The sequence below is a fragment of the Cellulosimicrobium sp. PMB13 genome (genome assembly GCF_051294865.1).
Classification (GTDB): Bacteria; Actinomycetota; Actinomycetes; order Actinomycetales; family Cellulomonadaceae; genus Cellulosimicrobium.
Genome location: NZ_CP145910.1, coordinates 3,025,008 through 3,047,786, shown reverse-complemented (window position 1 = coordinate 3,047,786; position 22,779 = coordinate 3,025,008). Strand labels below are relative to the sequence as shown.

The 22,779-nt window shown below is 74.0% G+C and carries 24 protein-coding genes; 5 read left to right on the top strand and 19 right to left on the bottom strand.

Translation table 11 applies throughout. The features are described from left to right. Positions 1–79: 79 nt before the first annotated feature. From nusB to V5D56_RS13700, 5 genes are all read right to left on the bottom strand, one after another. On the bottom strand, positions 80–499 hold the full coding sequence (gene nusB / locus V5D56_RS13720; RefSeq protein WP_435735857.1) for a transcription antitermination factor NusB: 420 nt from the start codon (positions 497–499) through the stop codon (positions 80–82). Positions 500–516: 17 nt separating this feature from the next. Continuing rightward, positions 517–1,080: an elongation factor P gene (gene efp / locus V5D56_RS13715; RefSeq protein ID WP_435735856.1), complete on the bottom strand. Its 564-nt coding sequence runs from the start codon at positions 1,078–1,080 to the stop codon at positions 517–519. A gap of 149 nt (positions 1,081–1,229) precedes the next feature. Next, positions 1,230–1,688 (bottom strand): hypothetical protein, encoded by a 459-nt coding sequence (locus V5D56_RS13710; RefSeq protein ID WP_435735855.1) that lies wholly within the window; start codon positions 1,686–1,688, stop codon positions 1,230–1,232. Beyond that, positions 1,685–2,290 (bottom strand): hypothetical protein, encoded by a 606-nt coding sequence (locus tag V5D56_RS13705; RefSeq protein ID WP_435735854.1) that lies wholly within the window; start codon positions 2,288–2,290, stop codon positions 1,685–1,687. The genes V5D56_RS13710 and V5D56_RS13705 overlap by 4 nt, the downstream gene beginning before the upstream one ends. A gap of 60 nt (positions 2,291–2,350) precedes the next feature. After that, complete coding sequence (locus V5D56_RS13700) at positions 2,351–2,812, bottom strand: type II 3-dehydroquinate dehydratase (protein ID WP_435735853.1); 462 nt, start codon at positions 2,810–2,812, stop codon at positions 2,351–2,353. 160 nt (positions 2,813–2,972) lie between these two features. Here V5D56_RS13700 and V5D56_RS13695 point away from each other — a divergent pair, with 160 nt between their 5' ends. Then, entirely contained in the window at positions 2,973–3,761 is a 789-nt protein-coding gene (locus V5D56_RS13695) for a glycerophosphodiester phosphodiesterase (RefSeq protein WP_435735852.1), read from the top strand. A gap of 43 nt (positions 3,762–3,804) precedes the next feature. Here the strand turns inward: V5D56_RS13695 and V5D56_RS13690 are convergent, their stop codons facing one another. From V5D56_RS13690 to aroC, 4 genes are read right to left on the bottom strand one after another with little or no spacing between them, the layout of a single operon-like run. Then, positions 3,805–4,404: a hypothetical protein gene (locus V5D56_RS13690; protein ID WP_435735851.1), complete on the bottom strand. Its 600-nt coding sequence runs from the start codon at positions 4,402–4,404 to the stop codon at positions 3,805–3,807. A gap of 4 nt (positions 4,405–4,408) precedes the next feature. Continuing rightward, a complete protein-coding gene (aroB, locus tag V5D56_RS13685; protein WP_435735850.1) occupies positions 4,409–5,575 on the bottom strand; it encodes a 3-dehydroquinate synthase in 1,167 nt (388 codons plus the stop codon). Next, the gene (locus tag V5D56_RS13680) at positions 5,572–6,174 is read right to left on the bottom strand and encodes a shikimate kinase (RefSeq protein ID WP_435735849.1); all 603 of its coding nucleotides are present in this window, start codon (positions 6,172–6,174) and stop codon (positions 5,572–5,574) included. Before V5D56_RS13680 ends, aroB begins: the two co-directional genes overlap by 4 nt. Beyond that, positions 6,174–7,391, bottom strand: a complete 1,218-nt coding sequence (aroC, locus tag V5D56_RS13675) for a chorismate synthase (protein ID WP_435739040.1) — start codon at positions 7,389–7,391, stop codon at positions 6,174–6,176. Before aroC ends, V5D56_RS13680 begins: the two co-directional genes overlap by 1 nt. Positions 7,392–7,515: 124 nt before the next feature. On the opposite strand from aroC, the gene V5D56_RS13670 reads away from it, so the two are divergent. Continuing rightward, complete coding sequence (locus V5D56_RS13670) at positions 7,516–8,223, top strand: prepilin peptidase (protein WP_435735848.1); 708 nt, start codon at positions 7,516–7,518, stop codon at positions 8,221–8,223. 50 nt (positions 8,224–8,273) lie between these two features. Here V5D56_RS13670 and V5D56_RS13665 read toward each other — a convergent pair whose 3' ends face one another. The 8 genes from V5D56_RS13665 to V5D56_RS13630 form a co-directional block, all read right to left on the bottom strand. Beyond that, on the bottom strand, positions 8,274–9,149 hold the full coding sequence (locus V5D56_RS13665; protein WP_435735847.1) for a shikimate dehydrogenase: 876 nt from the start codon (positions 9,147–9,149) through the stop codon (positions 8,274–8,276). Then, positions 9,146–10,300: an endolytic transglycosylase MltG gene (gene mltG, locus V5D56_RS13660; RefSeq protein WP_435735846.1), complete on the bottom strand. Its 1,155-nt coding sequence runs from the start codon at positions 10,298–10,300 to the stop codon at positions 9,146–9,148. Before mltG ends, V5D56_RS13665 begins: the two co-directional genes overlap by 4 nt. Further along, the gene (ruvX, locus tag V5D56_RS13655) at positions 10,297–10,824 is read right to left on the bottom strand and encodes a Holliday junction resolvase RuvX (protein ID WP_435735845.1); all 528 of its coding nucleotides are present in this window, start codon (positions 10,822–10,824) and stop codon (positions 10,297–10,299) included. The genes mltG and ruvX overlap by 4 nt, the downstream gene beginning before the upstream one ends. Positions 10,825–10,826: 2 nt before the next feature. Then, positions 10,827–13,514 carry an alanine--tRNA ligase gene (alaS, locus tag V5D56_RS13650; protein ID WP_435735844.1) on the bottom strand — a complete coding sequence of 896 codons (2,688 nt, stop codon included), beginning with the start codon at positions 13,512–13,514 and terminating at the stop codon, positions 10,827–10,829. Positions 13,515–13,581: 67 nt separating this feature from the next. Next, positions 13,582–13,929: a hypothetical protein gene (locus V5D56_RS13645; protein ID WP_435735843.1), complete on the bottom strand. Its 348-nt coding sequence runs from the start codon at positions 13,927–13,929 to the stop codon at positions 13,582–13,584. Then, entirely contained in the window at positions 13,929–14,324 is a 396-nt protein-coding gene (locus tag V5D56_RS13640; RefSeq protein ID WP_435735842.1) for a DUF948 domain-containing protein, read from the bottom strand. The genes V5D56_RS13645 and V5D56_RS13640 overlap by 1 nt, the downstream gene beginning before the upstream one ends. A 255-nt stretch (positions 14,325–14,579) precedes the next feature. Then, a complete protein-coding gene (gene rpsD, locus V5D56_RS13635; protein ID WP_251150918.1) occupies positions 14,580–15,206 on the bottom strand; it encodes a 30S ribosomal protein S4 in 627 nt (208 codons plus the stop codon). Between the two features lie 170 nt (positions 15,207–15,376). Next, positions 15,377–16,783, bottom strand: a complete 1,407-nt coding sequence (locus V5D56_RS13630) for a replication-associated recombination protein A (protein ID WP_435735841.1) — start codon at positions 16,781–16,783, stop codon at positions 15,377–15,379. Between the two features lie 107 nt (positions 16,784–16,890). On the opposite strand from V5D56_RS13630, the gene V5D56_RS13625 reads away from it, so the two are divergent. Next, on the top strand, positions 16,891–19,149 hold the full coding sequence (locus V5D56_RS13625; protein ID WP_435735840.1) for an MMPL family transporter: 2,259 nt from the start codon (positions 16,891–16,893) through the stop codon (positions 19,147–19,149). Between the two features lie 98 nt (positions 19,150–19,247). Here V5D56_RS13625 and V5D56_RS13620 read toward each other — a convergent pair whose 3' ends face one another. Beyond that, positions 19,248–19,952: a GNAT family N-acetyltransferase gene (locus V5D56_RS13620; protein ID WP_435735839.1), complete on the bottom strand. Its 705-nt coding sequence runs from the start codon at positions 19,950–19,952 to the stop codon at positions 19,248–19,250. A gap of 95 nt (positions 19,953–20,047) precedes the next feature. Then, positions 20,048–21,871, bottom strand: coding sequence for an aspartate--tRNA ligase (aspS, locus tag V5D56_RS13615; RefSeq protein ID WP_435735838.1), 1,824 nt, complete (start codon positions 21,869–21,871; stop codon positions 20,048–20,050). Positions 21,872–21,968: 97 nt separating this feature from the next. On the opposite strand from aspS, the gene V5D56_RS13610 reads away from it, so the two are divergent. Together V5D56_RS13610 and V5D56_RS13605 are read left to right on the top strand one after the other, a co-directional pair. Further along, on the top strand, positions 21,969–22,436 hold the full coding sequence (locus V5D56_RS13610; protein WP_435735837.1) for a PPOX class F420-dependent oxidoreductase: 468 nt from the start codon (positions 21,969–21,971) through the stop codon (positions 22,434–22,436). A gap of 33 nt (positions 22,437–22,469) precedes the next feature. Next, entirely contained in the window at positions 22,470–22,775 is a 306-nt protein-coding gene (locus V5D56_RS13605; protein ID WP_435735836.1) for a hypothetical protein, read from the top strand. Positions 22,776–22,779 lie beyond the last annotated feature (4 nt).

Sequence of the window (22,779 nt, the reverse complement as noted above, 5' to 3'; positions counted from 1 at the left end):
GCGAGTCCGCCCGGTGGGACGCGGCGTCGGTCACACCGGACCGACGCCGCGCCGCCGTCCCGGCGGGCCGTGGTGGGGCTCAGGCCGTGATCGTCGGCTTCATCTCGACGATGCGGGCCAGGAGCCCGTTGACGAACGACGGCGAGTCGTCCGTGGAGAGGGACCGGGCGAGGTCGACGGCCTCGTCGATCGCGACGACGTCCGGGACGTCGTCGTTGAAGAGGATCTCCCAGCCGCCGATGCGCAGCAGCGCACGGTCGACCGCGGGCATGCGCTCGAGCGTCCACCCGTGGGAGTAGGTCTCGAGCAGCTCGTCGATGCGGTCGCGGTGCGCGAGCACGCCCTCGACGATGTCGACCGTGTACTGGGGCACCGCGGACTGCGCGGCGCCCGGGTCGACCAGACGGTCCGCGAGCAGCGTCGCGGGGTCGACCGTGCGCTGCTCCGCCTCGAAGAGGACGTCGAGCGCGCGCTTGCGCGCCTTGGTGCGTGCTCCCATGTGAGTGTGCCGGCCCGTCAGTCGTTCACGCGGCCGAGGTACGACCCGTCACGCGTGTCGACCTTGACCTTCGTGCCCTGCTCGAGGAAGAGCGGGACCTGGATCTGCGCGCCGGTCTCGAGCGTCGCGGGCTTGGTGCCACCGGTCGAGCGGTCGCCCTGCAGGCCCGGCTCGGTGTAGGTGATCTCGAGCACGACGGACGGAGGGAGCTCGACGTACAGCGGCTGGCCCTCGTTCGACGCGATGAGCACGTTCTGGCTCTCGAGGAGGTAGTCCTTCGCGTCGCCGACGGTCGCCGCCGGGACCGTGATCTGGTCGTACGTCGACGTGTCCATGAACACGTAGTCCGCACCGTCCATGTACAGGTACTGGAAGTCGCGGCGGTCCACGTTGGCCGTCTCGATCTTCAGGCCGGCGTTGAACGTCTTGTCGACGGTCTTGCCCGTGAGGACGTTCTTGATCTTCGTCCGGACGAACGCGCCACCCTTGCCGGGCTTGACGTGCTGGAACTCGATGACGCTCCACAGCTGGCCGTCGATCCGGAGCACGGTGCCGTTCTTGATGTCGTTGGTCGTCGCCACGTTCGTCTTCCTGTCGCAGGGTCTTCTGGGGGCTGCACGTGGCCGTCCCACCGGGCTCGGCACGAGGCGCCGGGCACGCGATGATCGCGCGGCTCTGGCGGACGGTCACGTCCGGTCGAGGGCGGAGCGGCAGATGGGCCTCGTCGATCCTACCGGAGCGCACCGAGCACGGCGTCGGCGACGACACCGACGACCGCCGCCCAGGACATCGAGGCGAGCGTGCCGACGACGAACCGCTCCGACGCCACGGGGTGCTCGCGCAGCTCGGGGTAGCGCCCGAGGCCCTTGATCGCGACGACGAACGCGATGCCCGAGGGGTACCCGGCGAGCAGGCAGCCGGTGATCGCGAAGCGTTCGAGGAAGCCGATCCACGTGCCGCCCCGCAGGGCCTTCACCGCCTCCGTCCCGATGGTGCCCGTCGTGGGGGGCGGAGGCACGGGCACCGTCGCCGGGTCGACCCCGGACTGGCGACGCAGCCGTCCCAGCCTCCCCGGGCGGGCCGCCGCACGGAGCACGCCCTGCGTCACCGGCGCGCCGCCGAGCACGCTCGCCGCGAGCGCCACCACCCAGACGACGACGGTCCACACGATCGTCACCGGATCCGTCATGCGTCGGTCTCCCCCAGCAGCCTCACGACGACGGGCCGGGCCGCCGCCTCCTCGGGCCAGAGGGCGGAACGCAGCCTCTGGCTCACCGCCTGCTCGCTGATCGCGAGCCTGCGGGCAACATCCTTCTGGGTGCCACCGACATCGGCGAGCGTGTCGACGGCCTCCCACCCGTGCGTGGTGCGTCGCGCCGCGACGGCCGCGAGGAGCCGGACGAGCGCCTCGACCTCCTCGGCCCGCCCCGGCCGTCCCCCGCGCACGGCGACGGGCGCCGTTGCGGTGCGGGACTTCGCCTGGTCGACGGCCTCCCTCGCCCGGACGAACGCCTCGCCCGACGCCTCGCGGGACACGGCAGGGAGCGGCTCGTCGACGGGCCCGACGCCCAGGCCGACGCTCCAGCCGCCGTCGCGCAGGAGGTCGAGGACGACGTCGAGGACGGTCTCGGGGTCGTCGAGCACGCCCTGCACCTCGTCCCCCACGGTGCGGTCGAACCCCACCACGACGCCCGGGCGGCCGTCGAGGAGCTCGTGCAGGTGGCGCAGGAGCGCCGGCACGCGGTCGGCGTGCCCGGTGCTGCCCCGCTGGTCCACCGTCAGGACGAACATGGCCTCCAGGCTAGACCCTTGATCCGTCGAGATCAATACCCCGGCCTTGATCGGGCCCCATCAAGGGCGCGCCTCGTCGCTCTTCAGGCGTGCGCCCACGGCCTCCAGGGCGAGCCGGTACGAGTCGAACCCGAAGCCTGCGACGGTCCCCGTCGCGACCGCACCGACGACCGAGTGGCTGCGGAACGCCTCGCGTGCGGCGGGGTTGCTGAGGTGGACCTCCACGAGGAGCAGGCCCGAGGTGGTGACCTGCGCCGCGGCGTCGCGCACCGCGTAGGAGTAGTGCGTGAAGGCGGCCGGGTTGAGCACCACGTGGGCGCGGGCGTCGACGGCTTCGTGGAGCCAGGCGAGCAGCTGCGCCTCATCGTCCGTCTGGCGCGCCTCGACGTCGAGGCCCAGCGCCGCACCCCACCGCACCACGGCCTCGCGGAGGTCGGCGAGCGTCGCCGAGCCGTAGATCTCGGGCTCCCGCACACCGAGCCGGCCGAGGTTGGGTCCGTTGAGGACGAGCACGCGATCCATGCCCCCGACCCTAGCGCCGGGCGCACCCGGACCGGCGCACCGTCCACGCCCACCGCCCCGGCTGTCCACACCCGCCGCCCGCACGCGCGATCCACCCCCGCCCCGCGCGCTGTCGTCGGCCCGGCGGGCGAGGGGACGCGCCGTCGGGCACGCTGACAGGGTGACGACCGACGCCCTCAGGAGCACCCCGTACCTGCACCCGGGCTTCGTCGCGCTCGCCCACCGGGGGTTCGCGCCGACCGGCCTGGAGAACTCGCTCGCAGCGTTCGAGGCCGCGCGCGACCTCGGCTACCGCTACGTCGAGACGGACGCGCACGCCACGAGCGACGGCGTCGCCGTGGCGCTGCACGACGCGTCCCTCGACCGGACGACCGACGGGCACGGTCTCGTCGCGCGCCAGCCGTGGCGCACCGTGCGGCGGGCGCGCATCGGCGGGCGCGAGCCGGTCCCTGCCCTGGAGGACCTGCTCGGCGCCTGGCCGGACCTGCGCGTCAACGTGGACGTCAAGTCGTCGGCCGCCGTCGCGCCGGTCGCCGAGGTCATCGAGCGCACGCGCGCGCACGACCGGGTGTGCGTGGCGTCGTTCTCCGCCGCGCGGCGCCGCGCCACGGTCGCGCGCCTGTCCCGGCCCGTCGCCACGTCCGCCGCACAGCCGGAGGTCGCCTCGGTGGTGCTCGCCGCCCGGACCGGGGTGCCGCTGCGCCGTCGCCGGGTCGGGGTGGACTGCCTGCAGGTGCCCGAGCGCGTCGGCCGCGTGCGGCTCGTCGACCGCCGGTTCGTGCGCACCGCCCACGCCGCGGGCCTCGCGGTGCACGTGTGGACCGTCAACGCCGTCGCGGACATGGAGCGACTGATCGACCTCGGCGTGGACGGGATCGTCACCGACCGCGCCGACGTGCTCCGCGACGTCCTGGCGCGCCGCGGGCGGTGGCGCCCACTCCCTTCCTGACCGCAGGGCGTGGCCGACGTCGCACCCGTGCACGCGAGCGGCGTCAGGACCGCGAGAGGTCCGGGGTGTGGCGTCGTGGCTCGCGACGGCGCGGCCGGGGCTCGTCGCTGAGCTCGAGCGTCGTGGCCCACGCGACCCGGCCCGCGCACCCCACCCGCACCGGACCGCCGGACCGTCCGCCCGGCGCGAGACGGAAGACCTCGAGCGTCACCGGCCCCCGCAGCGCGCGCGGGCGGTAGAGCTCGAGATGCGCGTACCGCGCCGAGGGGACGGGCACGAGCTCGCGTGACAGCTCCACCACCGTGACGCGCGACGACGTCTCCGGGCTCCCGCGACCCGTCCCCGTCCACCGGGCGACGGGCACCGCACCGGCTGCCGGCGCCCAGCGGCGGTGCGCGCGGCCGAGCGCGACGAGAGACCCCGCAGCAGCGAGCAGGAAGAGCACCGCGAAGAAGCCCGCCGCCCAGCGCGCGGTACCGGACGTGAGGAGGGTGACCGCCGTCGCGACCCCGCAGAGGGCGCCGAGGCCCACGGCGAGCGCCCGCGGCATCCTCTCCTCGCGCCGACGGATCGCCGCGAGGTCGGGGTCGTCGGGCGGCAGGTCCTCGACCGGCCCACGCGACCCGTCGTCCGGTCGCGCCATCGGGTCAGAGGGCGACGGGACCGCGACCGACGGGCGCGTCGGCGCTGATCTCGGCGTACGCGGCGGCGAGCAGGGTCGGGTCGGGGCCCTCGAGGCGGGTCGGGCGCGCGACGTCGTCGAGCACGACGAACCGCAGCAGGTCACCGCGCGACTTCTTGTCGCGGCGCATCGCCGAGAGCAGCTGCTCCCACCGGTCGCCGCGGTACGTGAGCGGCAGGCCGAGCGTGCCGAGGATCGTCCGGTGCCGCTCGACGACGTCGTCGTCCAGCTTTCCCGCGAGCCGCGCGAGCTCGGCCGCGAACACCATCCCGACCGACACCGCCGCGCCGTGGCGCCACTGGTAGCGCTCGGTGAGCTCGACCGCGTGGCCGAGCGTGTGCCCGTAGTTGAGGATCTCGCGCAGGCCCGACTCCTTGAGGTCCTCCCCCACGACGCGTGCCTTGACCGCGACGGACCGCTCGACGAGCTCGGCGACGACGGCCCACGTCTGCGGCGTCGTCTCCCGCACGCCCCACTCGCGCAGCGCCTCGGCGTGCTCCTCGACGAGCTCGAGGATGCGCTCGTCCGCGATGAACCCCGTCTTGACGACCTCGGCGAGGCCCGCGACGAAGTCCCAGCGGCCGAGCGACTCGAGCGACGCGAGGTCGCACAGGACGCCCGCCGGCGGGTGGAACGAGCCGACGAGGTTCTTGCCCTCGGCGGTGTTGATGCCTGTCTTGCCGCCCACCGCCGCGTCGACCATCGCGAGCAGCGTCGTCGGGACGTGCACCACGCGGATGCCGCGCAGCCACGTCGCGGCGACGAAGCCCCCGAGGTCGGTGGTCGCGCCGCCGCCGACCGTGACGATCGCGTCGGAGCGCGTGAAGTCGGCCTGCCCGAGCACGCCCCAGAGGAAGGCGGCGACCTGGGCGGTCTTCGCCTCCTCGGCGTCGGGCACCTCGGCGACGAACGCCTCGTACCCCGAGGCCTTGAGGTCCTCGTGGACGACGTCGGCCGTCGCGGCGAGGGCCGCGGGGTGCACGACGAGGACGCGGCGCACGCCGTCGCCCAGCAGCGCGGGCAGCTCACCGAGCAGGTGGCGCCCGATGACGACGTCGTAGGGCTGGTCGCCGGGCACCCGCACCCGGGCGGGTGCCGGTGCGGGGGTGGCGGCCGGGGTGCTGTCGGTCACGCGGGGTCCTCCGTGGTCGTGCGTCCTGCGGTGGGCGCGAGGTGGTCGGGGCCGGTCGCCTGTTCCCGGAGGTGCGCCCGGACCTCGTCGGCGACCTGGGCGGGCGTGCGCGCGTCGGTGAGGACGCGCACCGTGGCCAGGCGCTCGTAGACGGGGCGGCGGGCCTCCATGAGGGCGGCCCAGCGGGCCCGCGGGTTCCCGAGGAGCAGCGGCCGGGCCTGGTTGAAGCCGACGCGCGGGGCGGCGTGCGCGAGGCTCACGTCGAGGAACACCACGACGCCGCCCTGCGCCGCGTACGCCTCGAGCGCTGCCTGGGCGTGATCGTCGAGGACGGCACCGCCACCCAGGGCGAGCACGCCGTCGTGGGTCGCGAGAGCGGTCGTGACGGCCTCGCGCTCGAGCTCGCGGAACCGTGGCTCGCCGTGCTCGACGAAGATGTCGGCCACGGACATGCCGGCGACCGTCTCGACGTCCGTGTCGGTGTCGCGCTGCGCGAGGCCCAGCTGCTCGGCGAGGTGGCGCGCGACGGTGGACTTGCCGCTGCCGGGCGGTCCGAGGAGGACGACGACGGGGCGGGTGCCGGGGGCGACGGGAGTCATCAGCGCTGGAGTTCCGGGATCGCGGCGAGGTAGGACTCGGCGTTGCGGCGCACCTCGGCGACCGAGTCGCCGCCGAACTTCTCGAGCACCTGCTCGGCGAGCACGAGCGCGACCATGGCCTCCGCGACGACGGCCGCCGGCGGCACGGCGCACACGTCGGAGCGCTGGTGCTGCGCGGTCGCCGTCTCCCCCGTGGCGACGTCCACCGTCGCGAGCGCGCGCGGCACCGTGGAGATCGGCTTCATCGCGGCGCGCACGCGCACGACCTCGCCGTTGCTCATGCCGCCCTCGACGCCGCCCGCGCGGTTGCTCAGGCGACGGATGCGGCCGTCGTCGCCGCGCTCGATCTCGTCGTGCGCGGCGGAGCCGCGGCGGCGCGCGGTGCGGAACCCGTCACCGACCTCGACGCCCTTGATCGCCTGGATGCCCATGAGGACGGCGGCGAGGCGCGCGTCGAGGCGGCGGTCGCTCTGCGCGTACGTCCCGATCCCCGACGGCACGCCGTAGGCGAGCACCTCGACGACGCCGCCCAGCGTGTCGCCGGCCTTCTGGCAGTCGTCGATCTCCGCGACCATCGCTGCGGACGTCGCCGCGTCGAAGCAGCGCACCGGGTCGGCGTCGAGCGCGGCGACGTCGTCCGGACCCGGGACGGGTGCGTCGTCGGGCACCTCGACGGGACCGATGCCCACGACGTGCGAGACGAGACGCACGCCGAGCGCCTGCTCCAGGAACCTCGCCGCCGCGGCCCCGAGCGCGACGCGCGTCGCGGTCTCGCGCGCCGACGCGCGCTCGAGGACGGGTCGCGCGTCCTCGAAGCCGTACTTGCGCATGCCGACCAGGTCGGCGTGCCCCGGTCGCGGGCGCGTGAGCGGACGGTTGCGCGCGATCTCCCGCACGTCGCCCGTCCCGGCGTCGACGAGCAGGGCCTCCGGCGGCACGGGGTCCGACGACATGACGTCGACCCACTTCGGCCACTCGGAGTTCGCGATCTCCAGGGCGAGCGGCCCGCCCTGCGTGCGCCCGTGGCGCAGCCCGCCGAGGATCCGCAGCTCGTCCTGCTCGAACTTCTGGCGCGACCCGCGCCCGTAGCCGAGGCGACGGCGCGCCAGGGCGGCCTGCACGTCGGCCGTCGTGAGCTCGACGCCCGCGGGGAGCCCGTCCAGGATCCCGACCAGCGCCTGACCGTGCGACTCACCCGATGTCAACCAACGCAGCATGATCGCCATCCTCCCACGCGTCCGGCAGGCGTCCGGCGGGCGCCCGCACTGCGGACCACGGGCGGCGCACGGACCTGTGGACGACGTCGGCGCCCGGTCCCACGGGCGCGCTACGGTGCCGCGCATGACGAATCAGGGGGCGGCGGGGAAGGTCCGGGTCGCGAGAGCCGGACGCCGGGAGCCGGAGCGGCAGGAGGCGCCGGCGCGCGACGCAGGGTCGCGCAGGGCCGCCGGGACAGGCTCGGCCTGGCCCCGGCGTGCCCGGGCGGAGCTCGCCCACGCAGGCCGCGGCGCCCGGCTGGCGGCGCTGGGTGCCGCCGGCCTCGTGGCGTGGTGGTCGGGCCTCACCGCCGGGACGCCCGCCCTGGTCCTGGTCGCCGCGGGGTGCGCGCTGCTGGCCGTCGTCGACGCACGGACCCACCGCCTGCCCGACGCCGTGCTGCTGCCGGTGTGGGCCGTGGCCACGGTCCTCCTCGCCCTGGCAGCGCTCCTGACGGGCGACGGTCCCGCGCTCGTGCGCGCGCTCTGCGGAGCGCTGTTCGGCTTCGGCGCCTTCGCCGCGCTGCGGCTCGTGCACCCACCCGGGCTCGGGTTCGGCGACGTCAAGCTCGCCGGCCTGCTCGGGACCGCGCTCGCCTGGCTCGGCTGGGCGGAGCTCGTCGTCGGTCTCGTCGCGCCGTTCGTCCTCGGGGGCGTGTGGGCGGTCGCGCTGCTCGCGCTGCGTCGCGCGACGCGCTCGACCGCCGTGCCGTTCGGGCCGTTCATGGTGCTCGGTGCCGGCCTGGCCGCAGTCGGCGGCGACGCTGTCGTCCGGGCGTACGGCCTGGCCTGAGGCCCCGCGGTGCACCTCGTCGCACCGGCGCGAGCGGTCGGCCAGTGCGGTCAGGCCGCGACGAGCGCCGACTCGAGGGCCGCGTCCATCGCCGCCAACGGGGCGGGACGACCCGTCATGAGACGGACCTGCTCGGCCGCCTGGTGCAGGAGCATGCGCTCGCCGCCGACGACGGTCCCTCCCGCCGCGGCCCACGCTACGGAGAGTGCCGTCGGCCGGGGGTCGTAGACCACGTCGAGGAGGACTCCCCCGGGCGTGCTCCCGGACGTCGCGAGCGCGTCCGCCACCGGGTCCGCGGCGCGCGACGGCAGCGTCGCGACGACGACGTCGGCCCCGGCGAGGCGATCGTGCACCGCCGCTCCCGACGGGTCGAGGACCTCGAACCGCGGCTCGACGCCCATGCGGTGCGCGGCGCGCTGGAGCCCGCCGGTGCGACCGAGCGAGCGGACCAGCACCGTCGGGGACGTGCAGCCGAGCTCGGCGAGGGAGGCGAGGGCGGATGCCGCGGTCGCGCCCGCGCCGAGCACGACGGCAGACCTCACGGAGCGTTCCGCCAGCCCTTCGCGGAGCGCGGCGACGAGGCCGTGGACGTCCGTGTTCGTCCCGACGAACGTCGGGCGCCGACCGCCCGTCGGCTGCACCACGAGCGTGTTCACCGCACCCACCACGTTCGCCAGCGGGTCGACGTGGTCGAGCAGCGGGATCACGGCGTGCTTGAGCGGCATCGTCAGGCTCAGCCCGGCCCACGACGCGTCGAGCGACGACACGAACGCGGGGAGCTGCTCCTCGGTCGTGTCGATCGCCTCGTACCGCCAGCCGTCGAGCCCGAGCGCGTCGTAGGCGGCCCGGTGCAGGACCGGGGACAGCGAGTGCGCGACCGGGTGCCCGAGGACCGCCGCCCGCCGCGGCGCGGACGACCCGCTCACCCGGCGTTCTCCTCGAGCCACTGCTTGAGCTGCTGCTCGTACACCTGGTGCTCCGCGTAGGTCTCCGTGAAGATCGTCTCGCCGGTGTCGAGGTTCACGGTGACCCAGAACATCCAGTCCCCCGGCTCGGGGTTCAGCACGGCTTCGACGGACGCCTTGCCAGGCGAGGCGATCGGCCCCGGCGGCAGCCCGGTCAGCGCGCGCAGGTTGTACGGGTTGCTCGTGTCGGCCAGGTCGTCCCGCGTGAGGTCCTCCCCGGACTTCCCAGCGCCGTACGCGACGGCCGCATCGATCCCGAGCCGCTCGCCGACCGCGAGCCGGTTCTCGATGACGCGCGCCATCTTCGGGCGGTCCTCGTCGTGCTTCGCCTCGCGCTCGATGAGGGATGCCTTGGTGAGGACGGTCTGTCGGTCGGCCGCGGGGACGCCGAGACCGTCGAGCTCGAGAACCGTCTGGCTGACCATGCGCTGGATCACTCCGAGGGCCGTCGTCTCGTCCGGTTCCAGGACGTACGTCGTCGGGTAGAGCCACCCCTCGTAGTTCCCGTTCGCCTCGGCGGGCAGGCCGGTCGCCGCGGTGTCTGCCATCGCCGCCTGGAGCTCCTCGACGGGGATACCGGTCACGGAGGACGTCTGCGCGAGCACCCGTTCGACCGTCCATCCCTCCGGGATGGTGATCTTCGTCTCGACCCGGCTGTCGTTCGCGACCAGGCGCGCGACGGCGTACTCCGCGCTCATGCCCTTGAGCAGCGTGTGCGTCCCGGGCTGGATCGTGCCGGCGCTCGGGTTGGCCTCGAACGCCTCGACGAACGCCGCGGTGCTTGCGACCACGCCCGCGTCGACGAGCGCCGCCCCCATGTCGCGTCCCGTCGAGCCCGGCTCGATCACGACGTCGACGGGGTCGGTGCCCGGACCCTCGAAGTCCTTCGCCTCGAGCGGGTTGTCGAACCCGAACAGGCTCGTGACGTTCTGCGAGATGACGTAGCCGGCTCCGCCCACGACGAGCAGCGAGACGAGCACCACGATCGCGGCGCGGCGACGACGCCGCGCCTTGCGCTTCTTCGCCGCGCGGCGCGCACGCTCCGCCGAGCGCGAGGAGCGCGCCGGCTGCTGGTCCCCCTGGACGGTGGGACGTTCGAACAGGTCGGTCACTGTCGGTGGTCTCCTGTCGGGTCTACCGGTTCTCCGGCGCGCGCCCCCGCGCCCCGCTCGGCGTCGAGAGCGGTCTGCAGGATGATAACGGCCGCCGCCTGGTCGACGACCGCGCGGTGCTTGCGGCCCGAGCGGCCTGCGGCGTGCAGCGCCTGGTGGGCGCTGACCGTCGTCATCCGCTCGTCGACGAGGTGGACCGGGACGGGTGCGACGGCGCGGGCCACCGACTCAGCGTACGCCCGGGCGTCCTGGGCAGCGGCGCCCTCGGCGCCGGAGAGGTGTCGCGGCAGGCCGACGTACACGACGGCCGCGCCCCGCTCCTCGACCTCCGCCGTGATGCGGGCGACGCACCGCGGGACGCCCTGACCTGCGGCGGCGTCCCGGGCCAGCGTCTCGACCGGCGTCGCGACGAGGCCGTCGGGATCGCTCGCGGCCAGGCCGACACGCACGCTGCCGACGTCGACGCCCAGGCGCGCCCCCCGTGGGAGGGCGCGCCCGGCGTCGGGCAGGGGAACGGCGGGCACCGTCACGCGGCCGCGGAGGCGCCGTCGCGCACGCCCTGGAGAGCGGCGGGCAGCGCCGAGACGTCGGTGCCGCCGCCCTGGGCCATGTCGTCCTTGCCGCCGCCTCCGCCGCCGAGCGTCTGGGCCGCGGTCTTCGCGAGCGCGCCCGCACGCAGCCCGGCCGCGCGCGCGGCCGCGTTCGTCACGACGACCACCTGCGGGCGGCCCTTCGCGACACCGCCGACGGCGACGACGCTCGGCTCGGACTCCCCGAGGCGACCGCCCACGTCGAGGGCGAGCGCCCGCAGGTCGTCCGCCGAGGCGACCTCCCCGGCGTCGTGCACGACGACGCGCACGTCGCCCGCGCGCTCCGCGCCTGCGGCGAGGCCGCTCGCCGCGGCGAGCAGCTGCGCCTGCCGCAGCTGGGCGAGCTCCTTCTCGGCGTCGCGCAGCCGCGACACGAGCGAGCCCACCCGGTCGGGCAGCTCGTCGCTGCGCACGTTGAGCAGGCCGGTGAGCTGGCCGACGAGCGCGTGCTCCTTGGCCTGGAAGCCGTACGCGCCGTCACCCACCAGAGCGTCGACGCGGCGCACGCCGGACCCGATCGACGACTCGCCGAGCAGCGTGACGAGACCGAGCTGGCCCGTGCGCTGCACGTGCGTGCCCGCGCACAGCTCGCGCGACCAGTCCCCGCCGATCGACACGACGCGCACGGTGTCGCCGTACTTCTCGCCGAACAGCGCCATCGCGCCCATCGCGCGCGCCTCGGCGATCGGCATGAGCTGGTCCGTCACGTCGAGGTTCTCGGCGAGCTGGGTGTTGACCCGCTCCTCGATCTCCGACAGCGCCCCGCCCGGCACCGCCGACGAGCGGCGGAAGTCGAAGCGGATGCGGCTCGGCGCGTTCTCCGACCCGGCCTGCGTCGCGTCCTTGCCGAGCGACTCCTGCAGCGCCTTGTGGATCATGTGGGTCGCCGAGTGGGCGCGGCTGATCGCCTTGCGCCGCGCCGTGTCGATCGTCGCCGTGCCCGGATCGCCCAGCGCCGCGGTGCCCTCGACGAGTCGACCGCGGTGCACCGACAAGCCCTTGATCGGGCGCTGCACGTCGTCGACCTCGATGGTCGCGCCGCCGTCGAGCACGATCGTGCCGTGGTCCGCGAGCTGGCCGCCGGCCTCCGCGTAGAACGGCGTGCGGTCGAGCACGACCTCGACGTCCGCCGGAGCGGTCGCCGCGGGAGCGGGCACGCCGTCGACGAGCAGCCCGGCCACCTTCACGGCCGCGGTCGACTCGGTGTAGCCGAGGAACTCGACGGGCGCGGACAGCTCGGTGGCGAGCGACTCGTACGCAGCGGTGTCGACGCCGCCGGAGCGCTTCGCGAGCGCGTCGGCGCGGGCGCGCGTGCGCTGCTCGGCCATGAGGGAGCGGAACGCCTTCTCGTCCACCTGGACGCCCTGCTCGGCCGCCATCTCGAGCGTGAGGTCGATCGGGAACCCGTAGGTGTCGTGCAGCGCGAACGCCTGGTCCCCGCCGAGCACGGGCGTGCCGCTCGCGCCGGCGGAGGCCTTGGCCTTCGCGACGGCCGTGTCGAGGATGGTCGTCCCCGAGGTCAGGGTGCGCCGGAACGCGTCCTCCTCGGCGTACGCGATCGAGGAGATGCGCTCGAAGTCCGTCGCGACCTCCGGGTAGGAGGCGGCCATGGCGTCGCGGCTCACGGGGAACAGCGCCGGCAGCGCCTGGTCGTCCACGCCCAGCAGCCGCATTGCACGCACCGAGCGGCGCAGCAGGCGGCGCAGGACGTAGCCGCGGCCCTCGTTCGAGGGGCGCACGCCGTCGCTGATGATCATGAGCGCGGAGCGCACGTGGTCGGCGACGACGCGCATGCGCACGTCGTCGTCACGGTTCGCCCCGTAGCGCTTGCCCGAGAGCTCCTGCGCGGCCGAGATGACGGGGAAGACCTCGTCGATCTCGTAGAGGTTGTCCTTGCCCTGGAGCAGGTATGCGACACGCTCGAGGCCCATGCCCGTGTCGATGTTCTTGCGCGCGAGCTCGGAGACGATGCGGAACTCCTCCTTGGAGCGCACGTCGTCGATCGCGTACTGCATGAACACGAGGTTCCAGATCTCGAGGTAGCGGTCCTCGTCGACGACGGGCCCGCCCTCCTTGCCGTACGCGGGACCGCGGTCGACGTAGATCTCCGAGCACGGGCCGGCCGGGCCGGGCTGGCCCGTCGTCCAGTAGTTGTCCGCCTTGCCCCGCGCCTGGATGCGCTCGTCCGGCAGCCCGGCGATGCGCTTCCACAGCTGACGCGCCTCGTCGTCGTCGTGGTAGACGGTGACCCAGATGGTCTCGGGGTCGAAGCCGTAGCCACCCTCGGCCTGCGGCCTCGTGATGAGGTCCCAGGCGTAGGTGATCGCGCCTTCCTTGAAGTAGTCCCCGAACGAGAAGTTGCCGTTCATCTGGAAGAACGTGCCGTGCCGCGTCGTCTTGCCGACCTCGTCGATGTCGAGCGTGCGCACGCACTTCTGCACGCTCGTCGCGCGGTCCCACGGCGGCGTCTGCTCACCCGTCATGTACGGGATGAACGGGACCATGCCGGCGATGGTGAACAGCGTCGACGGGTCGGGCGAGACGAGGGACGCCGAGGGGACCACGGTGTGATCGCGGTCGGCGAAGTAGTCGAGCCAGCGCTTGCGGATCTCGGCGGTGCGCATGATGTCCTTCGGTCTTCGTGGAGGGCGGGCCCGTCAGGGCCACAGGGTTCGGGCAGGCGTTCGGGCGTCAGAAGGAGTAGCCGAGGAGGTCCTCGTCGTCGTCGCCGTCTGCGCGCGCGTCCGGTCTCGTGTGCCGGCCGGCGGTGGCGCGACGCGCGCGGACCGCGTCGGGGTCCTCCTGCCCCTCGGCGAGCAGGGCCGCCAGGAGCTCGCGCTCGCGCGCGTCGCGCGCCGTGGTGAACTCCGTGCGGAAGTCGCGCACGAGGTGCACGGCCCTCTCACCGAGGCCGTTGACGCGGTCTGTGGCCTGGTCGACGAGCGACGCGGGCGCATAGCGCGCGAGGACCTGTCGGCCCTTGACGACCACGACGACGGTGATCGCGACGCCCACCCCGACCCAGAAGACGCGGCGCATCAGCGCGAGCCCTTCTCGCCGGACGAGGCTCCGCCACCGGACGACCGGCCGAACGAGCGGGCGAACGCCTGCCGCACGCCGTAGGTGAACGCCGCGACCTTGACGAGCGGCGCACCGAACGTCGCCGCGTACAGGCCGGTGAGCGCGGAGACGTTCTCGCTCACCTGGGCGGCCGACGTGGTGATGGTGTCCACCTTGACGAGCTGGCTGTTGGTGGTCGCCACCGTCGTCGCCGCCTCGTCGAGGATCGGGACGGAGTGGTCCGTGACCTCCTTGATGCTCGCGCGCGCCTCGTCGAGCACGCGGCCGAGCTTGAGGAGGGGCACCGCGAGCAGGCCCACGAGCAGCACGAAGGCGATCGCCGCGATGAGGCCGGCCACATCTCCCAGGGACATTCTTCCTCCTGTGCCTGATCCACGTTGTCTGGTCACGGTCCCGCAGGCCTGCGCCCGACGGGCCACGACGCCGCTCGCCGCCTGGTCATGCTGGTCACGCCGCACGCACGGGCTGCGCGAAACACTACCCGCCCCGCGCCGTCGACGGCCCGCAGGGGTCCCGACCCGGCCGTCGGACGTGCCGACAGAACCTGCCCGGACGCACGAACGCCTCGCTCGCCGACGAAGCGGTGAGCGAGGCGTCCGGAGCGGGACTCAGCGAGCGTAGTACTCGACGACGAGCTGGACCTCGCAGGTCACGGGGACCTCGGCACGCTTCGGGCGACGCACGAGGATCGCGCTGAGCTTCTCGAGCTGGACGTCGAGGTAGGCCGGGACGGCCGGCAGCACGTCGCGGTGCGCGCCCGCGGCCGCGACCTGGAACGGCGTGGTCGCCTGGCTCTTCGGCTTGACCTGGAGGGTCTGGCCGGGCTTCACGCGGAACGACGGGCGGTCCACGATCTTGCCGTCCACGAGGATGTGGCGGTGCGTCACGTGCTGGCGCGCCTGCAGGATCGTGCGGGCGAAGCCGGCACGCAGGACGAGCGCGTCGAGACGGGTCTCGAGGTTCTCGACGAGCGCCTCACCGGTCAGGCCCTTGTCCTTGCGGGCGTCCTCGTACGCGCGGGCGAGCTGCTTCTCGCGCAGCATGTACTGCGCGCGCAGACGCTGCTTCTCGCGCAGACGGACCGCGTAGTCCGACTCGGTACGACGGCGCGCACGGCCGTGCTCGCCCGGGGGGTACGGGCGCTTCTCGAAGTGCTTGACGGCCTTCGGGGTGAGGGCGATGCCCAGGGCGCGGCTCAGGCGGACCTGGCGGCGCGAGCGCTTGACAGACGTCACAGCGGTATCTCATTCCTGTCGTGTGGGTACTGACGTCACACCCGTCCTCATCGACGAGACGCCGAGAGCCGGGTGCGGGACCAGCCGATGGACCACGAGGCTCTCCTGGAGGAGAGACGACGGGTCGGGGCCGAGGTCCCAGGTGGTCGCCGGAAGGCAACCTGAGAAGTCTACCGCACGCGCTGGTCGAGGATCTCCCGCACGCGCGCCAGCCGCTCGGCGACCTGACGCTCGTAGCCGCGGTCGCTCGGCGTGTAGTACCGCGCGCCGTCGAGCGAGTCGGGCAGGTACTGCTGCGGGGCGACGGCGTGCGGGGCGTCGTGCGCGTACCGGTACCCCGCGCCGTGGCCCAGCTGCTTCGCGCCCGGGTAGTGCGCGTCGCGCAGGTGCGGCGGCACCGAGCCCGCCCGACCGGCGCGCACGTCGGCCAGGGCCGCGTCGATCCCGAGGTACGCCGCGTTCGACTTCGGGGCCGTCGCGAGGTGCACGACCGCCTCGGCGAGGACGATGCGCCCCTCCGGCATGCCGATGAGCTGCACGGCCTGCGCGGCGGCGACGGCGGTCTGGAGCGCCGACGGGTCCGCCATGCCGACGTCCTCGGCGGCCGCGATGACGATGCGGCGCGCGATGAACCGCGGGTCCTCCCCCGCCGCGATCATGCGCGCGAGATAGTGCAGCGACGCGTCCACGTCGGAGCCGCGCATCGACTTGATGAACGCGGACACCACGTCGTAGTGCTGGTCGCCGTCCCGGTCGTACCGCACGGCCGCGACGTCGACGGCGCGCTCGACCGTGTCGAGGTCGACGACGGCGGGAGCGCCGCCCGGCGCGTCCGAGAGCGCGGCACCGGCCGCGGCCTCAAGCACCGTGAGCGCCTTGCGGGCGTCGCCGCCGGCGAGCCGGACGAGGTGGCCCTCCGCCTCGTCCGTGAGCTCGACGAGACCGTCCAGGCCGCGCGCGTCGGCGACGGCGCGCCGCACGAGGGCGCGCACGTCGTCGTCGTCCAGCGGCTGCAGGGTGAGCAGGAGGGACCGGGAGAGCAGCGGCGAGTTCACCGAGAAGCTGGGGTTCTCCGTGGTCGCCGCGACGAGCGTGACCCAGCGGTTCTCCACGCTCGGCAGCAGCGCGTCCTGCTGGGACTTGGAGAAGCGGTGGACCTCGTCGATGAACAGGACGGTCTCCTCGCCCCCGGTCGCGAGGCGGCGACGCGCGTCCTCGACGACGGTGCGCACGTCCTTCACGCCGGCCGTCACGGCGGACAGCTCGACGAACCGGCGACCGGACGCCGTCGCGATGAGGTACGCGAGCGTCGTCTTGCCCGTGCCCGGCGGGCCCCACAGGATCACCGATCCCGGGGCCGCGCGTGACGCGCCCGGCTCCCCGGCCTCGATGAGCCGGCGCAGGGGCGACCCCGGCACGAGCAGGTGGGACTGACCGGCGACCTCGTCCAGGGTCGCCGGACGCATGCGGACGGCGAGGGGCGCGCCGGGGCCGGGACGGGGTGTCCCCTGGGTGCCGGAGGTCGCGGCACCGAACAGGTCGCCGCCGAACAGGTCGCCGGTGGGCGGGGTGGGCATGCGGACGAGCCTACGCACCGCCACCGACGCCGCAGACCGCTGGGGAGGTCGGGTGAAGGTCGTCCCCAGGGCACGGCGCGATCTGACAGGCCACCAGCACGGGTGGGATGCTGACGCTCGTGTTCTCCAGCCTCGGTCGACGTATCGCCCGTCATCCCCGCCTCACGGTCCTCGTCTGGGTCGTGCTCACGGCGGTGGGTTTCGCGCTCGCGCTGTTCGGTGTCCAGGGCGAAGGGCTGTTCGACCGTGTGACGACCGGGGCACCGTCGGTGCCCGGCTCCCCGAGCGCCCGGGCGGACGAGATCCTCGCCGAGAACGACGACAGCGGACCCGAGGTCACGCTCCTGGTCCGCGGCGTCGACCCGGCGGACACCGCGGTCGCCGACGCCATGACGGACGTCAACGCGGGTCTCGTCGCGATCGAGGGCGTCGAGACCGTCATCAACCCGTACGTCCTGCCCGGCGGCGTCGAGGACGAGGCGGCACGGCCGCTCGTCGCGGAGAACGGCGACGGCTTCCTCACGGTGGTCACCCTCCGCACCGACCTCGAACCCGAGCGGTCCGACGCCGTGACTGCCCGCGTCATCCAGGACTTCGAGGCGGTGCCCAGCGAGCTCGCCACCGCCGCCCCCGACGCGGCGGGCGACGCGACGGGGCTCGTCGCGTCGAACGGCCTCATCATCGACGCCATCACGACGCAGGTGCAGGAGGACCTGACGACGGGCGAGAAGGTCGCGCTCCCGGTCGCGCTGCTCATCATGGTGCTCGTCTTCGGGGGGTTCCTCGCCGCCGCGATGCCCATGGCCGGAGCCATCGCGTCGATCGGCAGCGGCCTCGGCGCGCTGTTCGGCCTGACATACCTCCTCGACGTCGACGCGTCGGTCGTCAACGTCGTCACCGTGCTCGGGCTCGGGCTGTCGATCGACTACGGCCTCCTCGTCGTCTCGCGGTTCCGCGAGGAGCTGCACCGGCTGATCGACGCCGGTGACGACCCGGCCTTGCGGCGACGGCGCGGCGACGGGGTCGCGCACGAGGCGCTCGTGCGGACGATGGCGACGGCCGGGCGCACGGTCGCGTTCTCGGCCCTCACGGTCGCGATCTCGATCGGCGGCCTCATGGTCTTCCGCCCCGACATCCTGCGCTCTGTGGGCGCGGGCGGGCTCGCCGTCGTGCTGATCGCCGTCGCCACCGCGCTCACGCTCGTGCCGGCGCTGCTCGCCTTCACCGGTCGACGGCTCGCCCGCCCGGGGCTCCTCGGGAGGATCCCGGGGCTCCGTCGCGTCCTCGAGCGCACCGCCGACGTGCAGTCCGACGAGGGCGTCTTCTCCCGTCTCGCCGGGCGCGTCCAGCGCCACCCGCTGTGGGTGCTGATCGGGACCGTCGTCGTGCTCGTCGTCCTGGCGCTGCCCGTGCTCGGGATCCACGTCCGCAACTCGGGGATCGAGCTGCTGCCCGCGAGCTCGCCCCAGCGCGAGTTCGTCGACGAGCTGGCCGCGCAGTACCCGTCGAGCGCGGGACCGCAGGTCCTCGCCGTGGTCGAGGGTGGCGTCGAGGACGCGCAGGCCTGGGCGGACGAGGTCGAGGGCGTCGACGGCGTCGCACGCGTGGACCCGGCGGCGGCGCTCGACGGCTACGCGGTCGTCGGCATCCACGTCGAGGGCGGCGACGCCGGGAGCCCCGAGGCCGTCTCGGTCGTGCGGGACGTGCGCGCGCTCGACGCCGGCACGGAGGTGTGGGTCACGGGACAGGCCGCCGGCCAGGTGGACTTCCTCGACGCGCTCGGAGAACGCGTGTGGTGGGCGGTGGGGATCGTCGTGGGCGCGACCATGATCCTGCTGTTCCTCATGACCGGGTCCGTCGTCATCCCCGTCAAGGCCCTGCTCACGAACGTGCTCTCGCTCGCGGCGTCGCTCGGCGTGCTCGTGTGGGTGTTCCAGGACGGACACCTCGAAGGGCTCCTCGGGTTCTCGTCGGTCGGCGGGATCGAGACGTACGTCGTGGCTCTGGTCGTCGCGTTCGCGTTCGGGCTGGCGATGGACTACGAGGTGTTCCTCCTCGCGCGCGTCAAGGAGCTCTACGACGCCGGGCACCCGAACGACGAGGCGGTCCGGCTCGGGCTCCAGCGGTCCGGGCGGATCATCACGTCGGCCGCCGCGATCATCGTCGTCGTGTTCACGGGCTTCGTGTTCGGCGAGCTCCTCGTCATCAAGGAGGTGGGCTTCGCGCTCGCGGTCGCGGTGCTCATCGACGCCACGATCGTCCGCCTGCTCCTCGTGCCGGCCACCATGACGCTGCTCGGCCGGTTCAACTGGTGGGCGCCGGGCCCCCTGGGCCGGGTGCAGCGGAGGCTCTCGCTCTCGCACTGACGGCGGGCGGGACGGCAGGCACGGCTCCCCCGGCAGAGCGGCAGCCCACGGCAGAAGGTGCCCGGGCGACGGGGAGCGAGCGTCCGGGCGACGTCGGGTCAGCGGCGGGACTCGAACTCCTGCGTGACGGCGTACCCGAGCCGCTCGTAGACACGTCGCGCGGCGCCGTTGTCCGCGTACATCCCGAGGACGACGATCTCGTCGTGCCGGAGCGCGGCGCGCGTGGCGACCGCCGTGACCGCCCGCGCGACGCCACGGCCCCGCACCGCCGGGTCCGTGGCGACGCCACCGATCGTCCAGGGCATGCCTGGTCCGTGGCACCGCGCGCCGGCGACCCCGCGCACCACGCCGCCGTCGTCGCGCCAGCCCCACCACCGCGTACCGAGATCGTGGGGGTCCAGCTCCGCGCGCGGGTTCGCGAGGTCGAGCGTCGCCCGCGCCGCCGCCCGTCCGTCGGGCCCGTCCAGCGCGACGACGCGTTCCTCCCCCGGCTGCGCGGGCGGCTCGGTCGTCGCGGTGAACCAGTCCCAGCGGGAGACGGGCGCGGTGCGCAGGTGCATCGGCAGGCGCTCGACGGCGCCCCCGAGGAGAGCGGACGCCGCGGCCGTCGTCCCGTGCGGGAGGGACGAGCGCACCACGTCGGCCGCGAGGCGCGGCTCGTCCAGGAGGAGGTGCGCGACGCCGTCGGGCGTCCCCAGCCCCCACAGCCCGACCCCGCCGTCGTCGAGCGGCCGGCGCACGACGAGCGCGTCGTCCCGCGCTCCGGCGTCCAGCAGGTCCCAGGCGTGCCCCTCCGCGCGCACGACGGGATGGTCGGCCCACGCCGCACGCACACGCGAGGGCGCGCCGTCCCGGTCGTCCCGGGGCGGCGCGCCCTCGTGGCGAGACGTGCTGGTCGTCACTCCGCCGCGGCCGCCGGGAGGTTCCCGGGCTCCCCCTTCGCCGCGGGCTTGGCGTCGACGCCAGCCTCCTTGCGCTGCTCCGGCGTGATCGGTGCGGGCGCCTGGGTGAGCGGGTCGTAGCCGCCGCCGGACTTGGGGAACGCGATGACGTCGCGGATCGAGTCCGACTGCGTGAGCAGCGCGACGATGCGGTCCCAGCCGAACGCGATGCCGCCGTGCGGCGGGGCGCCGAACTTGAAGGCGTCGAGCAGGAAGCCGAACTTCTCCTGCGCCTCCTCGGGCCCGATGCCCATGACGTCGAACACGCGCTCCTGCACGTCGCGGCGGTGGATACGGATCGAGCCGCCGCCGATCTCGTTGCCGTTGCACACGATGTCGTACGCGTACGCGAGCGCGTCGCCCGGGGAGGACTCGAACGTGTCGACCCACTCGGGCGTCGGGGACGTGAACGCGTGGTGCACAGCCGTCCAGGCGGAGCTACCGAGCGTGACGTCGCCCTCGGCGGCAGCCTCCCCGGTCGGCTTGAACAGGGGCGCGTCGACGACCCAGACGAACGCCCACGCGTCAGCCGACTCAGCACTGTCGATCGCTCCCGTTCGCCGTGCGATCTCCTGGCGCGCGGCGCCGAGCAGCGCACGCGAGTCGTTCGTCTTGCCCGCGGCGAAGAACACCGCGTCGCCCGGCTGCGCGCCCGTCGCGGCCTGCAGGCCCTCGCGCTCGGCGTCGGACAGGTTCTTGGCGACCGGGCCCGCGAGCGTGCCGTCCTCCTGGAACGTCACGTAGGCGAGGCCGCGAGCGCCGCGCTGCTTGGCCCACTCCTGCCACGCGTCGAACTGGCGGCGCGGCTGCGAGGCGCCGCCGGCCATGACGACGGCGCCCACGTACTCGGCCTGGAACACACGGAACGGCGTGTCCTTGAAGTAGTCCGTGAGCTCGACGAGCGGGTTGCCGAAGCGCAGGTCCGGCTTGTCGCTGCCGTACAGGCGCATCGCGTCGTGGAACGTCATGCGGGGGATCGGCGTCGGGATCGTGTACCCGACGAGCTCCCACAGCGCGACGAGGATCTTCTCGGCGAGCGCGATGACGTCGTCCTGCTCGACGAAGCTCATCTCGACGTCGAGCTGCGTGAACTCGGGCTGGCGGTCGGCGCGGAAGTCCTCGTCGCGGTAGCAGCGCGCGATCTGGTAGTAGCGCTCCATGCCCGCGACCATGAGCAGCTGCTTGAACAGCTGAGGCGACTGCGGCAGCGCGTACCAGGAGCCGGGCGACAGGCGCGCGGGCACGAGGAAGTCGCGCGCGCCCTCGGGCGTGGACCGCGTGAGGGTCGGCGTCTCGATCTCGACGAAGTCCTCGGCGTCGAGCACGCGGCGGGCGGCCTGGTTGACCTTGGAGCGCAGGCGCAGGGCGTGCGCGGGCGCCGGGCGACGCAGGTCGAGGTAACGGTGCTTGAGGCGCGCCTCCTCGCCGATGGTCTCCGTGTCCGCGAGCGCCGTCGACACCTGGAACGGCAGCGCCTCGGACGTGTTGAGCACGACGACGTCGCTCGCGAGGACCTCGATCTGGCCCGTCGGCAGGTTCGGGTTCTCGTTGCCGTCGGGGCGCCGCGAGACCTCGCCGGTGACCTGGAGCACGAACTCGTTGCGGAGCGGGTGGGCGACGGACTCGTCGCGGATGACGACCTGGGCGATGCCGGACGCGTCGCGCAGGTCGATGAAGGCCACTCCCCCGTGATCGCGCCGACGGTCGACCCAGCCCGTGAGGGTGACGGTCTGACCGGTGTGCTCGGCCCGCAGTGAGCCGGCCGTGTGGGTGCGGAGCACGGAGTTCGTCCTTCCATGAAAGTGCTGGGGGTCGGGGCGCGCGAGCGCCCGTGCGAGTCTAGTCGGTGACGCACCCGAGCCCACCAGGAGAATCCGTATGCCCCGCACCATCGCCACCGCCCGCCGGGTCGAGCGTGACGAGCTCGTCGAGCTGCTCCGCTCGCGTCACGACGGCGTGCTCGTCACGACGCGCTCCGACGGCTCGCCGCAGCTCAGCCCGGTGACGTACGGGGTCGACGGCGAGGGCAGGGTCGTGGTGTCGACGTACCCGGAGCGCGCGAAGGCCGTCAACCTGCGTCGCCGGTCGCAGGCGTCGCTCCTGTCGCTCGGTCCGGGATTCTCCGACCCGTGGGTCCAGGTGGACGGGACCGCCGAGGTGATCGAGCTGCCCGACGCGGTCGAGCCGCTCGTCGACTACTACCGTGCGATCTCGGGCGAGCACCCGGACTGGGACGAGTACCGCGCGGCGATGGTCGCGCAGGGAAAGTGCCTCGTGCGCGTGACGATCACCCGCTGGGGCCCGGTCGCGACGGGCGGGTTCCCCCCGCGGCTCGCGGACGGGTGACGCGTCCCGCCTGCCGGGCGTAGCCTGCCGACCGTGCCGATCACGCTGTGCGTCCTGCTGTGGCCGACCGACGACGCCGAATCGTTGGCCAGGTACGAGGACGAGGTCCTCGCGCTCGTGCCCGTTCACGGCGGTCGCGTGGTGCAGCGCGTGCGCGCGCTGCCCGGCCAGGACCCGACCGCGCCCTGCGAGGTGCAGGTCATCGAGATGCCCGACGACGCGGCGCTCGCCGAGTACATGGTGGACCCGGCGCGTGTCGCGCTGGCCGAGGTGCGCGACCGGGTCGTGGCACGGACGGACGTCGTGCGCGTCGCCCCGGTGCCGAGTGGTCCCGCCTGAGCGG

Excerpts from the sequence above, each read along its gene's own strand:
- nusB (WP_435735857.1), bottom strand. The coding sequence starts at position 499 with ATGGGAGCACGCACCAAGGCGCGCAAGCGCGCGCTCGACGTCCTCTTC.
- V5D56_RS13710 (WP_435735855.1), bottom strand. The coding sequence starts at position 1,688 with ATGACGGATCCGGTGACGATCGTGTGGACCGTCGTCGTCTGGGTGGTG.
- V5D56_RS13705 (WP_435735854.1), bottom strand. The coding sequence starts at position 2,290 with ATGTTCGTCCTGACGGTGGACCAGCGGGGCAGCACCGGGCACGCCGAC.
- V5D56_RS13700 (WP_435735853.1), bottom strand. The coding sequence starts at position 2,812 with ATGGATCGCGTGCTCGTCCTCAACGGACCCAACCTCGGCCGGCTCGGT.
- V5D56_RS13690 (WP_435735851.1), bottom strand. The coding sequence starts at position 4,404 with ATGGCGCGACCGGACGACGGGTCGCGTGGGCCGGTCGAGGACCTGCCG.
- V5D56_RS13680 (WP_435735849.1), bottom strand. The coding sequence starts at position 6,174 with ATGACTCCCGTCGCCCCCGGCACCCGCCCCGTCGTCGTCCTCCTCGGA.
- aroC (WP_435739040.1), bottom strand. The coding sequence starts at position 7,391 with ATGCTGCGTTGGTTGACATCGGGTGAGTCGCACGGTCAGGCGCTGGTC.
- V5D56_RS13670 (WP_435735848.1), top strand. The coding sequence starts at position 7,516 with ATGACGAATCAGGGGGCGGCGGGGAAGGTCCGGGTCGCGAGAGCCGGA.
- alaS (WP_435735844.1), bottom strand. The coding sequence starts at position 13,514 with ATGCGCACCGCCGAGATCCGCAAGCGCTGGCTCGACTACTTCGCCGAC.
- V5D56_RS13645 (WP_435735843.1), bottom strand. The coding sequence starts at position 13,929 with ATGCGCCGCGTCTTCTGGGTCGGGGTGGGCGTCGCGATCACCGTCGTC.
- V5D56_RS13640 (WP_435735842.1), bottom strand. The coding sequence starts at position 14,324 with ATGTCCCTGGGAGATGTGGCCGGCCTCATCGCGGCGATCGCCTTCGTG.
- V5D56_RS13630 (WP_435735841.1), bottom strand. The coding sequence starts at position 16,783 with ATGCCCACCCCGCCCACCGGCGACCTGTTCGGCGGCGACCTGTTCGGT.
- V5D56_RS13625 (WP_435735840.1), top strand. The coding sequence starts at position 16,891 with ATGCTGACGCTCGTGTTCTCCAGCCTCGGTCGACGTATCGCCCGTCAT.
- V5D56_RS13610 (WP_435735837.1), top strand. The coding sequence starts at position 21,969 with ATGCCCCGCACCATCGCCACCGCCCGCCGGGTCGAGCGTGACGAGCTC.